We start from the raw sequence: 11,394 nt of genomic DNA on the forward strand, positions 1-11,394 counted from the left end.
GCTGCCCATCAGGACCAGATTGGGGACGTCTCGACAAAACCCCGATGCTTCTGAGAGTCTGGCGCATTTTTGCGCCGGGGAAAGATGTTGGCGCGCCCGGCAGGATTCGAACCTGCGACCACCCGCTTAGAAGGCGGGTGCTCTATCCAGCTGAGCTACGGGCGCGCAGTGCTGCCATGCGTCGCCGCGCGAATAGCGTGGTTTGCGCGGGCTGCAAAGCAGGTTAAGCAGCCGTCGATGACCACACCCCCTCCTCCGACGGCGCAGCCGGTTCAGGTCAGCGCCGCAAGCGTCCGCCATTTCCGCTATTACGACCTGCTGATGGCGGCCTTTGTCGCGATATTGCTGCTGTCGAACATCATCGGCGCGTCGAAGCCGAGCTATGTCGTCCTGCCGAACGGCTATGAATGGGCCTTTGGCGCCGGGGTCCTCTTTTTCCCGATCAGCTATATCATCGGCGACGTTCTGACCGAGGTCTATGGCTATGCCCGGGCACGCCGCGTCATCTGGACGGGCTTCGCCGCGCTCGCCTTCATGGCGTTCATGGCGTGGATCGTCGTGGCGCTTCCGCCGGCCGATGGCTGGCCGGGACAGGAAGCGTATGAATTCGTCTTCGGCAACAGCTGGCGCATCGTCATCGCCTCGATGACGGCGTTCTGCGTCGGCGAGTTCGCCAACTCCTATGTCCTCGCGCGAATGAAGCTCTGGACCGGCGGAAAGCAGCTGTGGGCGCGCACGATCGGATCGACCGTCGTCGGCCAGGGTCTCGACAGCCTGATTTTCTACCCGCTCGCCTTTTACGGGCTTGCCGGCTGGCCGCCCGAACAGCTTTACGAGGTCGTCCTGTCGCAATGGCTGATCAAGACGGCATGGGAAGCGGCGCTGACCCCGGTAACCTATATCGTCGTCGGTGCGTTGAAGCGGCGCGAAGGTGTTGACGTGTTCGACGAAGGCACCGATTTCAACCCGTTCGCCGCCAAGGTCTGACTGCATGACATTGATCGAAATCGCCTCGCTGTTCGAGGCCCGGAAAATATCGCTTATCGACGCAACCGGGCTCGATAAGGACGCGCTGCACATCTATTTCGGCCTCGCCCTGTTCCTGTTCGTCCGGCTGGTCTGGCGGTGGCGCGGTGGCTGGGTGATCGCATGGCTGGCCGTTCTGGCGATGGCATGCGGCGGCGAGTGGCTCGACATGACCGCCGAAGTCGGCCGGTCGGCGATCCAGCCCGATGCGGCGCATTGGCACGACATCTGGAATACGATGTTCTGGCCGACGGTGCTGCTCCTCGTCGGGCGCTGGCTGCAGCCCGGGGTCAGGACTTCCGATGCGACGGCGGCGTCCGTCGAACCGGGCAGCGACGCCCCGACGACCTTTCCGGTTGCCGAAGCGCCCGTGCGATCAGGCGAGAACGCCGAGCGCCGCCTCGAACAGGCGTAGCCCGTCGGTGCCGCCGTGCGCGCGGTTGATCGCGCGTTCGGGATGCGGCATCATGCCCAGCACATTGCCGGCATCGTTCAGCACGCCAGCGATATCGCGCGCCGATCCGTTGACGCTGTCGGCATAGCGAAACGCCACGCGCCCCTCGCCCTCGACCCGGTCGAGCGTATCGGCGTCGGCGAAATAATTGCCGTCATGATGGGCGACCGGGATGTTGATCGCCTCGCCGGCACCATAGGAGGCGGTGAACATCGACTGGCTGTTCGCGACGGTGAGCGGCACCGTGCGGCACACGAAATTGAGCCCCGCGTTGCGCATCAGCGCGCCCGGAAGCAGCTGCGCCTCGGTCAGCACCTGAAAGCCGTTGCACACGCCCAGTACCGGCACGCCGCGCCCCGCGGCGTCCGAGACCGCGCGCAGGATCGGCGATCGCGCCGCCATCGCGCCCGAACGGAGGTAATCGCCATAGGAAAAGCCGCCGGGCAGCGCGATGAAATCGACGCCATCGGGCAATTCGGTCTCACGGTGCCACACCATCGCGGGCGCGCGGCCGGTGACCTGTTCGAGCGCGACCGCCATGTCGCGATCGCAATTGGAACCCGGAAAGACGATGACTGCGGTCTTCATGGGCCTGGCTCCTTTACGGCCGTTCGATGCGGTAGTTTTCGATCACCGTGTTGGCGAGCAGTTTGGCGCACATCGCGTCGAGATCGGCGTCGCTCGTGCCGTCGGCGACGTCGAGCTCGATGAAGCGACCCGCGCGCACATCCGCTACGCCGCCGAAGCCCAGCCCTTCGAGCGCATGATGGATCGCCTTGCCCTGCGGGTCGAGGACCCCCGGCTTGAGCGTCACATAGACATTCACTTTCATCGGGGCGGACCTTTGCTGGAAGGGCGGGGAAGATGGGCGCGCCTATGCCCGCGAATCACTTCGGGGGCAAGGGGCGGGCGGGCACCGCCTATGCGAAAAATGCGCCTGTTCCGATTGCGAACCAGTCGCATCTTTCCTGTTGCGAATCCTTCGCACTATCCCTAAATCAGCATTGTTGAGAAGGATTCGCACATGGTCGTCTGTGTCTGCAACGCAATAAGGGAAAGCCAGCTGCGCGATGTCGCGCGCAATGGCCAATTGCGGTGCGCGAAGGCGGCCTATGCGCAACTGGGTCGCAAACCCAAATGCGGACAGTGCCTGTCATTCGCTCGCAATATCATCAGCGACGCCGCCGCGACTGCCTGATTTTTCTTGGTTTTCCGCCATTTTTGACCTTGGCCAGACGGGGCCTGGGCGCGTATAATGCGCCCACTCCATTCCAGGACAAAATGACAGGACAGACACCATGAAGGGCGACGAAAAAGTCATCGATTTCCTCAACGAGGCGCTCAAGAACGAGTTGACCGCGATCAACCAGTACTGGCTGCATTATCGCATGCTCGACAATTGGGGCGTCGCGCGCCTCGCGCATTTCGAGCGCGAAGAGTCGATCGACGAGATGAAGCACGCCGACAAGCTCGCCGATCGCATCCTCTTCCTCGGCGGCCTGCCCAATTTCCAGCTGCTCGGTCGCCTGCGCGTTGGCGAGACGGTCGAGGAAATCCTGAAGGCCGATCTTGCGATCGAGGAAGAAGCGATCCCGCTGCTCCGCGACGCGATCGCCCATAGCGAGAGCGTGCGCGACTATGTCAGCCGCGACCTGTTCGCCGATATTCTCGAAAGCGAAGAGCATCATGTCGACGAACTCGAAAAGCAGTTCGAGATGATCGAGCGCATGGGCATCGAAAACTATATCCAGCTCCAGTCGAAGCCTGCAGGCGACGACTGACGTTGAGATCGACGGCGCGGACGCATTCTCTGCGGCCCAGGCTATTGATAAGAGAGGCGCTTTCGGGCGCCTCTTTTTTTGCTTGTATTTGCGAATAATTCTCAATAGCAAGGCGGGGCAGTCCCCTCCTGCCGGCCGCTGCATCTTGAAGCTGCGCTTTAAAGCGGCCGGCATCTTTTTCGGAAAAAAGGGACGCGAGGATTGCACGGGCCGGGAGAAACACACCTCATGCAAAGCAGCGAGCTGATCCGCCAGTTGACCGAGCAGCCGCTGGTGCGCGACCTTTCGGTCGAAGCCGCGCAGGCCGTCCTCGCGCTGCGTTACTGCATCCTCTGCCGTCGCAGCGAGCGCGATCCGATGCCCGAACTCGAACGGCGCTGGGGCAACATCCTCGCCGCGCGACGCTATCGCCTGGTGGTCGAGGCGATCGGCCATGTCTGGCCCGAACCCTTTGCCGTCGCTCCGCCCTGCTGCCCGCGCGTCAGTTTCGACGAGGCGCTGCTCGCCGCGATGGTCGGCGCCGCCACGCGCCGCGACCGCGTACAGTTCGACTGGCTGACCGCCGAGATGCTCGGCGGCGATGCGCGCGAGATGCTGTTCGTCGCGCTCGAAAACTTCATCCGCGCACGGGCGCCGGGGCGCGTCTAGCAGGCTCCGGACCATATCCGCTTTGGGGTGGGAAGCTGCCGTTTCCCGCTTTCGTCACCCCGGACTTGATCCGGGGTCCCGCTTAGACCAGTTTTCCCCGATTGGGCCGAACGCAGCGACGACATTGTCGCCTGTATCGCGCACGAAAAGCGCCTCAAACGCTGGCACCGCCAATGGAAGTTCGAGCTGATCGAACGCTGCGATCCCGACTGGCAGGATTTGTTTGATCGATTGGCCGGATAAAAAGCGGGACCCCGGATCAAGTCCGGGGTGACGATGATCGATAGGCCCGCTTCCGGTCGTCAGCCGCCACGAATTTCCAGCCAGCGCAAAATCGCGGCGGCAGATTCCCCGGCGTCAAGTCTCGTAACATCGAGGTCCAGTACATTGTCACAATGATCGAGCAGAACCGGTCTGTCGCCAGTGGCGATCACGGCGGGGTCGGTCAGTTTGCGCATCGCGGCGCGCGATGGCGTCGCGATACGCCGCGCGCCTTCGGCATCCGTGCAACTAAGATGCACCCCGAACAGGGGCGCCTCGCGCCGCTGGGCAAGTTCGCGAATGGCTTGCTGCCACTCGGCGCCCCACGCCCTGTTTCGTCCGGGTGCGATGGTCAGGACGACAGGTGTTTCGGCGGGCAATGCCGCGACGCGCTCGAAAACGATGTCGCGGACCGCCCGGACGGCTGCGAAAAATGCAGCGCTACCGAAATCGGTTGTCGCGAGGGCGGGATTGTAAATCATATGATTATCGATCAGGCGTGCGCCGATCTGCCCGGCGACGATCCGCCCGATCGTGAATTTGCCCACGCCCGCGAGGCCGTTGAGCTCGAGGATCGGCGCCGTCACCGCTCCTTCCAGTAATCGAACGCCTGCTGCTGCTGCTCCCTGATGAACCGCGCCGCCGCCGCCCCTTCCCACGGGCCGTCGTAGCCGAGCAGCAACGCGGTTCCGCCGACCCACCAGCCCTGCCCCGGCAGGCGGTCGCTTTCGCGCACCACCAGCACCGCAAGATCGGGTTCGCCATCGATCGCGCCGAGCCGGTCGACTTCCTCCAGCGTCCGGCACACCGCGCGCATCTTGGGCCGGGTAAAGCGAAAACCGAGGTCGCCAAGCAGTTCGGAATAGCTGACGCTGCGCCCTTCGCGCGCGGCCGCGATCAATATCGCGCGGATGCGCGGCGCATCGCCGAGCGCCGACACATCGGCCGGGCTCTCCCCGCCGCCTAGACCCGGGTCTCTGGCAGCCACGGGATGAAGCTTGGGGGGTGCGCGGCATGGCCGCCGGATACAGGCCGCGTCCTGTGCACCCCCATTTCGGGGAGCGCAGCGGTCGCGAGAAGCGAAAGAACTTCATTCATGCGCGGATGTCCGGTTCCTCATCGGATCCGACTATATCATCGATCGACCGGACCGCACGCTCGGGAAATCTGGCAACGCAACTTTTATATACCTCGAACAGCTTCGTCATGTCGGCGCGGAAGTCGCCGCTCGGCCAGATAAGCGGACCGAGCCCCCCGGTGCGCGTGCCATAGTCCATGAAGCCGACGACCAGGGGGACCTTCGCCGCGAGCGCGATCTGATAGAAGCCGGTCCGCCATTTTACTGCCTTGCCGCGCGTCCCCTCGGGCGCGACGGTCAGCATGAACTCGCTGCGGCGCGCGAATTCCAAGGTCATCTGTTCGACGACATTGCCACCGCCGCGGCGGTCGACCGGAACCCCGCCCATCTGACGGATGAAGCCGCCGAGCGGCCAGCGGAACAGCGACAGTTTCGCCATGAAATAGGGCCGGATACCAAGGTCGGCGGTCAGCCCGAGGAAATTGACGAAGTCCCAGTTGCTCGTGTGCGGCGCGGCGATGAGGATGAAGCGCCGCGATTCGGGCACGACGCCGACTGCTTTCCATCCGCGCATCCGGTACAGCAGGAGGAGCAGGCGGCGCACCCCGCGAGCCACCAGCCCCGGCGGGTCGTCTTCTATTCGCGTCACGCTTGGTCCTCTCCCCTTCGGCACCGATTGCGCGAAAGCCTTCCGCGACGCAAGGGGGCGCGCATCGCGGACTTGCGGTCGCGCGGTCTTTCTGCTCCCTTCATTCGCAAAACAGGGGAGAAAATGATGAAATCGCTGTCCGCGTTGCTGACGTCCGCCATGCTGCTCGCGGCGCCCGCGATCGCCGCCGAGGCGCAGCCGCGGGCCGACCAGATCGCGTTCCGCGACCTTTACAAGGAACTGGTCGAGACCAACACGACGCTGTCGTCGGGCAGCTGCACCCTCGCCGCCGAACGGATGGCGGCGCGGCTGAAGGCGGCGGGCATCCCCGACAGCCAGCTCACCCTGTTCGCCACGCCCGAGAATCCCAAGGAAGGCGGGCTCGTCGCCGTCTATCCGGGCACCAGCAAGACCGCGAAGCCGATCCTGCTCGTCGCGCATATCGACGTCGTCGAGGCGAAGCGCGCGGACTGGGAACGCGATCCCTTCGTGATGGTCGAGGAGAATGGCTATTTCTACGGTCGCGGCACCGCCGACGACAAGGCGCAGGCGGCCGTCTGGGTCGACACGCTGATCCGTTTCCGGAAGGCGGGCTACAAACCGAAACGCACCGTCAAGGTAGCGCTGACCTGCGGCGAGGAAACCAATGGCGCCTTCAACGGGGTCGAATGGCTCGCCGCGAACAAACGCGACCTGATCGACGCCGAATTCGCGCTGAACGAAGGCGGCGGCGGCGACAGCGACGGCAAGGGCAAGGTGCTCGGCCAGTCGGTGCAGGTCGGCGAAAAGACCTTCGCCAACTTCCGCCTCGAAACCCGCAACCCCGGTGGCCATAGTTCGGCGCCGGTGCCCGACAATGCGATCTACGAACTCGCGCGCGCGTTGACGAAGATCGACGACTACGACTTCCCGGTCGAGATGACCGACACGACGCGGCGCTTCTTCGCCGAAGCCGGCGCCGCGCGCGGCGACGAGACCGGCAACGCGATGGTCGCGCTGTCGAAAAACCCCGCCGACAAGGCGGCCGAGGCGATCGTCAACAAGGACCCGTTCCTCCACAGCAACCTTCGCACCACCTGCGTCGCGACCTTGCTCGACGGCGGCCATGCCCCGAATGCGCTGCCGCAGCGCGCGGGCGCGAACATCAACTGCCGCATCTTTCCGGGGCACAGCATCGAATCGATCAGGGACGAGCTTGCGAAAGTCATCGGCGATCCGGGCGTCACGATCACCCAGCTGCCGCCGAAGCGCCCCGCGCCGCCGTCGCCGCCGCTCGACCCGAAGATCATCGGGCCGATGCAGACGCTCGTCGACAAATATTGGCCGGGGCTGAAGGTCGTCCCCGCGATGGCCAATGGTTACACGGATGCGACCTTCCTCGGCGCGGTCGGCATCCCGACCTATGGCATCCCCGGCATGTGGGGCGACCCCGACGGCAATGGCGCGCACGGCCTCAACGAACGCATGGAGGTGCGCTCGGTCTATGTCGGTCGCGACTATATGTTCGATCTGGTGAAGGCCTACGCCGACAAGCCGTAGCTCGAGGTTCGGCACCGGCCCGCTCCCCCACCCGGCCTCCCGCAGGGTAAACTGGATCGGGAGGCCGGGTGGGGGAGCGGGCCGGTGCCGGTTCCACGTCAGTGGAACATTTATCCCACGAACGCGCGCTCGATGACGAAGTCTCCGGGCGCGGCGTTCGACCCTTCCGTGAAGCCCAGTTCCTCGAAGCGGGCCTGAAGGTCGCGGATCATCGCCATGCTGCCGCACATCATGATGCGATCGGTCGCGGGGTCGAAGGCGGTCGGGCCGGTCAGCGGGTGACCGAAGAGCGAACCATCGTCGATCAGCGCATCGATGCGGCCCGTCGTGCGGAAGGGCTGGCGCGTTACCGTCGGCAGGTAATGAAATTGCAGCAGCGCCTGATCCTGCACCAGCGGATCGCCGGCAAGCTGGCTTTCGAGCTCGTCGCGGAAGGCAAGGTCGCTGACCTGGCGTACGCAATGCACGATGACGATCTGGTTGAAACGCTCGTAGATGTCGGGATCGCGCGCGAGGCTGAGGAAGGGCGCGAGGCCCGTGCCGGTCGACAGCATGAACAACCGCCGGCCGGGGGTCAGCGCGTCGGCGACAAGCGTGCCGGTCGGCTTGCGGCCGAGATAGACCGGGTCGCCCGGCTGGATCTTCTGCAATCGCGAGGTCAGCGGGCCGTCGGGGACCTTGATCGACAGGAACTCGAGCTCGTCGGCATAGGCGGGGCTCGCGATCGAATAGGCGCGCAGCAGCGGGCGCCCTTCGCCCGGCAGGCCGATCATCACGAACTCGCCCGACCGGAAGCGAAAGCTCGGCGGGCGGGTGATCGTGAAGCTGAACAGGTGCTCGTTCCAGTGGCGGACCGAACGCACCTCCTCGACGGTCAGCGAGGCGGAGGGGGCCAGCTTGGCGGCTTCGGCAATACGGTCACTCATCACTTTGAACTTTCCTGATGCGTCATGGTGCCGGCCACGCGGACCGGCATATCGAATCCCGCCGCGGTCAGCCGGGCCAGCGTCGTCCCCATCGCCTTGGCAATCGGGCCGGCGCTGGCTTCCGCGGCCAGCAAGGCCAGCGTCGCGCGTGCGGTTGTTGTGGCGCCTTCCAGCGAAAAATCGCGCCAGAGTCCAAGCAGAATTGCTTCATCCTCTGAAACCTGATGGCAAGGCATCGGGGCAAGCAGCAGCGTTTCGACCATCTCGCTGCCGAGCAACGCCATCACGATGTGGAAATCGGGAAGCGCGTCCGCCGCCCGGACCGCGACGAAGCCTCGATGCAGCGTCTGCGGCGGACATTGGCCGCGCTCGGCCGCGAGGACCCACCCGCGCATCGCCCACAGCAAAAAGCGCCCGCTATTACAGAGGCTTTCCACCGGTCGATCGACAAAAGCGTACATCGATTCCCTTTCGGCGCGCGAGATGCGGCACCGGCGGGCTTATATGTTATTGCGAGTCATTTGCAATTTAGAATTTCCATCGACCTGACTTGGCGCGGCTCGAACCGGCGGCGGCCGTTCCTTCCGATGCGGCCCGTTCCCTGCGGAGTGGAGCAGCCCCGGCGCCAACCAGCCACTTTCCACCCCGAAAAGGCCCCCGATTGTTTTTCCCGGGCTATTTTCGCGAAGCGGCACTCTGGTCGCGGATCGACTTGAACTCGCTGCCCGCCTTCCACTCCGGCCAGCGCACCGAGCGAGCGAGTTCATTGCCGATCTGGTAAAAAATCTCGATATCCTGAACCGCTCCGTCGAGATTCCAGCCGGCGTCCCACGCGTCGCACGCCTGATGATAACATCTGCCGGTATAGTCATCGACCCACGCCTGTCCCGCCTGCTTGCCCCCGTTGACGAGATCCGAGGCGCCGGCGATTCCCATCATCAGCAGGACGGGCACGCCGCGCTTGGCGAGACTGAAATGGTCGGCGCGGTAAAAGAGACCGCGCTCGGGCAGGCTTTCGGGCGCCACGGTGCGGCCCTGCGCTGCGGCGACACGTGCAAGATCGTCCTCGAGCGTGCCCTGCCCCTTGCCGACGAGAACGACATCCTTTGCGCGCCCTGCGGTCTGGAGAATATCGAGGCCGAAGTTCGCCACAGTCTTTTCGACAGGGAATACAGGGTTTTGGGCATAGGCTTCAGAGCCGAGCAGGCCGCGTTCCTCGGCAGTCCAGAAGGCGAAGGCGATCGTGCGGTCGGGTGCCGGGGCGGCCTTGAACGCACGCGCGATTTCGAACAGTCCCGCGACGCCGAGCGCGTCGTCGTTGGCGCCGGCGCGGTAGATGCGGCCCTTTTCATCGGGCGCGCCCTCGCCATAGGCATCCCAATGCGCACCATAGATCACGACCTCGTCGGGGCGTTTGGTGCCCGGAAGCTTCGCGAGGACGTTCTGGCTCTGCACCACCTCGTGCGTCACCGGGATCGCGGCGTTGAAAGCCGTGCCGAGATCGACGGGTTTGAAATCGCGTCGCCGCGCGGCGACGCGCAGCTTTGCGAGATCCTGCCCCGCGCCGGAGAACAGCTTCGTCGCGGTCTCGCCCGAGATCCAGCCCTGCAGCGCGAGGCTGGTCACCTTGTCGGGCGCAGCGACGAGGCCGTAGTTTTCGCCGCCGGGGCTCTGGATGACGTTCCAGCCATAGCCCACGCCGTCGGTGTCGTGGACGATCAGCGCGGCTATCGCGCCGCGCCGCGCCGCTTCCTCGAACTTGTAGGTCCAGCGGCCATAATAGGTCATCGTGCGGCCACCGAACTTGCCGAAGGCGTCCTCGCCCTTTTTGGCGGCGAAGTCGGGGTCGTTGATCAGGAAGACCGCAACCTTGCCCTTGAGGTCCTGCCCCTTGAAATCGTCCCAGCCGCGTTCGGGCGCACTGACGCCATAGCCGACGAAGACGAGCGGCGCGTTTTCGACCACCGCGCGATCCTCTGGCTGGAGCGACGAGACATAGATGTCGGTGCCCGAGGCGAGCGGCGTTGCCTGGCCGCCGCGATTGAAAGCGAGCGTCTCGGGCTTGCCAAGCCGCGTGTGGAGCAGCGGCACGGGCTGGGTCCAGCCGCCGTCGATCCCCGCGGGTTCGAGCCCCAGCGCCTGTAGCCGGCCGATCAGATAACCGATTGTACGCTCTTCGCCGACGGTGCCCGGCGCGCGGCCCTCGAACTGGTCCGAAGCGAGGGTGCGGACGGTCTGGGTAAGGTTGGCGGCGTCGATGACCGACGCCGTCTGGGCGGCGGCGGGCGCGGCGATCGCGGTCGAGACGAGGAAAGCGGCAAATCGAAGGGACATGGTTCAGGTCTTCCGGAAGGTAAAAGGAGGGTCAGCGGTCGAGACAGCGTTTGAGATAGGCGCGCGCGCCGGCGAAGTCGCGCATTTCGATGCGCATCGGCGACGCGGCGCCGATCGTGAGGATCAGGGTCGGGTCGGCGGGAAATTTGTCGAGACCTTCGACATGTCCGAGCCCGATGTCGTGCCAGATGCGGCCTTCGCCGACCGGGTAGCTCGTAACCTCGACCTCGCCGCCGCCGAGCCCCGCAATTTCGAGCCTTGCCTTGCGGGGCGAAAGGTCGCGCGTCTCGTCCTTTTCGAGCGGCTTCGGGTCACCGGCGCGCGCGCGGTCGGAGATGGCGAGCTTCATATTCGTCGTGTCGCTGGCGACCGAGACCATCCAGTCGCGCTCCTTGTCTGCGGGATCGGTCCAGGTCACGCCGCACTGCATCTGGCCGCTCCACGGCGGCCCGGCGGTGTCCGTATCGGGCATGGCGGCAAGCTGGGCGGCGATGAGGAGCGGACCGAGGGCGGCAGCGGAGAGGGCGGGCATGCGAGCGGCTTTTTCCTTTGTGACAGGAATTCAGACCCTAGCATGGTCACGTCCATTGTGAACCGTCGGCGGTGACGCGGGCGATCGAGTGCGATAAGGGCGGGCGGTGACCGGCGCCCTCTCCTCGATATCCGGCCGGCGCGCGCTCGCGGGCTTCTGCGCGCTC

At 65.0% G+C, this 11,394-nt stretch carries 15 protein-coding genes, 1 tRNA gene and 1 pseudogene; 7 read left to right on the forward strand and 10 right to left on the reverse strand.

From position 1 onward, the window contains the following. Nucleotides 1–88: 88 nt before the first annotated feature. Nucleotides 89–165 (reverse strand) — tRNA-Arg (locus tag VN047_RS12145). A 72-nt stretch (nucleotides 166–237) separates the two neighbouring features. Between VN047_RS12145 and VN047_RS12150 the strand changes: the two genes are divergently transcribed. Together VN047_RS12150 and VN047_RS12155 are read left to right on the forward strand one after the other, a co-directional pair. Then, complete coding sequence (locus VN047_RS12150; protein ID WP_325543024.1) at nucleotides 238–987, forward strand: queuosine precursor transporter; 750 nt, start codon at nucleotides 238–240, stop codon at nucleotides 985–987. A gap of 4 nt (nucleotides 988–991) precedes the next feature. Next, nucleotides 992–1,441 carry a hypothetical protein gene (locus VN047_RS12155; RefSeq protein ID WP_325543026.1) on the forward strand — a complete coding sequence of 150 codons (450 nt, stop codon included), beginning with the start codon at nucleotides 992–994 and terminating at the stop codon, nucleotides 1,439–1,441. Here VN047_RS12155 and purQ read toward each other — a convergent pair. Together purQ and purS are read right to left on the reverse strand one after the other, a co-directional pair. Beyond that, the gene (purQ, locus tag VN047_RS12160) at nucleotides 1,403–2,068 is read right to left on the reverse strand and encodes a phosphoribosylformylglycinamidine synthase subunit PurQ (protein WP_325543028.1); all 666 of its coding nucleotides are present in this window, start codon (nucleotides 2,066–2,068) and stop codon (nucleotides 1,403–1,405) included. The two genes, VN047_RS12155 and purQ, sit on opposite strands and share 39 nt — an antisense overlap. 13 nt (nucleotides 2,069–2,081) lie before the next feature. Further along, nucleotides 2,082–2,312 carry a phosphoribosylformylglycinamidine synthase subunit PurS gene (purS, locus tag VN047_RS12165; RefSeq protein ID WP_037513977.1) on the reverse strand — a complete coding sequence of 77 codons (231 nt, stop codon included), beginning with the start codon at nucleotides 2,310–2,312 and terminating at the stop codon, nucleotides 2,082–2,084. A gap of 192 nt (nucleotides 2,313–2,504) precedes the next feature. Here purS and VN047_RS12170 point away from each other — a divergent pair, with 192 nt between their 5' ends. The 4 genes and pseudogenes from VN047_RS12170 to VN047_RS12185 all read left to right on the forward strand — a co-directional run. Then, entirely contained in the window at nucleotides 2,505–2,678 is a 174-nt protein-coding gene (locus VN047_RS12170) for a (2Fe-2S)-binding protein (protein ID WP_325543035.1), read from the forward strand. A gap of 100 nt (nucleotides 2,679–2,778) precedes the next feature. Beyond that, the gene (bfr, locus tag VN047_RS12175; RefSeq protein WP_325543037.1) at nucleotides 2,779–3,261 is read left to right on the forward strand and encodes a bacterioferritin; all 483 of its coding nucleotides are present in this window, start codon (nucleotides 2,779–2,781) and stop codon (nucleotides 3,259–3,261) included. Nucleotides 3,262–3,489: 228 nt separating this feature from the next. Next, entirely contained in the window at nucleotides 3,490–3,909 is a 420-nt protein-coding gene (locus tag VN047_RS12180) for an addiction module antidote protein (protein WP_325543039.1), read from the forward strand. 102 nt (nucleotides 3,910–4,011) lie between these two features. Further along, nucleotides 4,012–4,152: pseudogene (locus VN047_RS12185) on the forward strand (GIY-YIG nuclease family protein); the annotation flags it as partial. Nucleotides 4,153–4,211: 59 nt separating this feature from the next. Here VN047_RS12185 and VN047_RS12190 read toward each other — a convergent pair. The 3 genes from VN047_RS12190 to VN047_RS12200 form a co-directional block, all read right to left on the reverse strand. After that, on the reverse strand, nucleotides 4,212–4,757 hold the full coding sequence (locus VN047_RS12190) for a hypothetical protein (RefSeq protein WP_325543041.1): 546 nt from the start codon (nucleotides 4,755–4,757) through the stop codon (nucleotides 4,212–4,214). Next, on the reverse strand, nucleotides 4,754–5,158 hold the full coding sequence (locus tag VN047_RS12195; RefSeq protein ID WP_325543043.1) for a ribose-phosphate pyrophosphokinase: 405 nt from the start codon (nucleotides 5,156–5,158) through the stop codon (nucleotides 4,754–4,756). The genes VN047_RS12190 and VN047_RS12195 overlap by 4 nt, the downstream gene beginning before the upstream one ends. 106 nt (nucleotides 5,159–5,264) lie before the next feature. Next, nucleotides 5,265–5,897, reverse strand: a complete 633-nt coding sequence (locus tag VN047_RS12200; protein ID WP_325543045.1) for a lysophospholipid acyltransferase family protein — start codon at nucleotides 5,895–5,897, stop codon at nucleotides 5,265–5,267. 126 nt (nucleotides 5,898–6,023) lie between these two features. Here VN047_RS12200 and VN047_RS12205 point away from each other — a divergent pair, with 126 nt between their 5' ends. After that, on the forward strand, nucleotides 6,024–7,436 hold the full coding sequence (locus VN047_RS12205) for a M20/M25/M40 family metallo-hydrolase (RefSeq protein ID WP_325543047.1): 1,413 nt from the start codon (nucleotides 6,024–6,026) through the stop codon (nucleotides 7,434–7,436). Between the two features lie 110 nt (nucleotides 7,437–7,546). Here VN047_RS12205 and VN047_RS12210 read toward each other — a convergent pair whose 3' ends face one another. From VN047_RS12210 to VN047_RS12225, 4 genes are all read right to left on the reverse strand, one after another. Beyond that, nucleotides 7,547–8,362 (reverse strand): ferredoxin--NADP reductase, encoded by an 816-nt coding sequence (locus tag VN047_RS12210; protein WP_325543049.1) that lies wholly within the window; start codon nucleotides 8,360–8,362, stop codon nucleotides 7,547–7,549. Then, a complete protein-coding gene (locus VN047_RS12215) occupies nucleotides 8,362–8,649 on the reverse strand; it encodes a hypothetical protein (RefSeq protein WP_325543050.1) in 288 nt (95 codons plus the stop codon). Before VN047_RS12215 ends, VN047_RS12210 begins: the two co-directional genes overlap by 1 nt. Before the next feature lie 388 nt (nucleotides 8,650–9,037). Then, a complete protein-coding gene (locus VN047_RS12220) occupies nucleotides 9,038–10,696 on the reverse strand; it encodes a M28 family metallopeptidase (RefSeq protein ID WP_325543052.1) in 1,659 nt (552 codons plus the stop codon). A gap of 31 nt (nucleotides 10,697–10,727) precedes the next feature. Further along, on the reverse strand, nucleotides 10,728–11,228 hold the full coding sequence (locus tag VN047_RS12225; RefSeq protein WP_325543054.1) for a hypothetical protein: 501 nt from the start codon (nucleotides 11,226–11,228) through the stop codon (nucleotides 10,728–10,730). Between the last annotated feature and the right edge of the window lie 166 nt (nucleotides 11,229–11,394).

It is taken from the genome of Sphingopyxis sp. (assembly GCF_035565275.1).
Classification (GTDB): Bacteria; Pseudomonadota; Alphaproteobacteria; order Sphingomonadales; family Sphingomonadaceae; genus Sphingopyxis.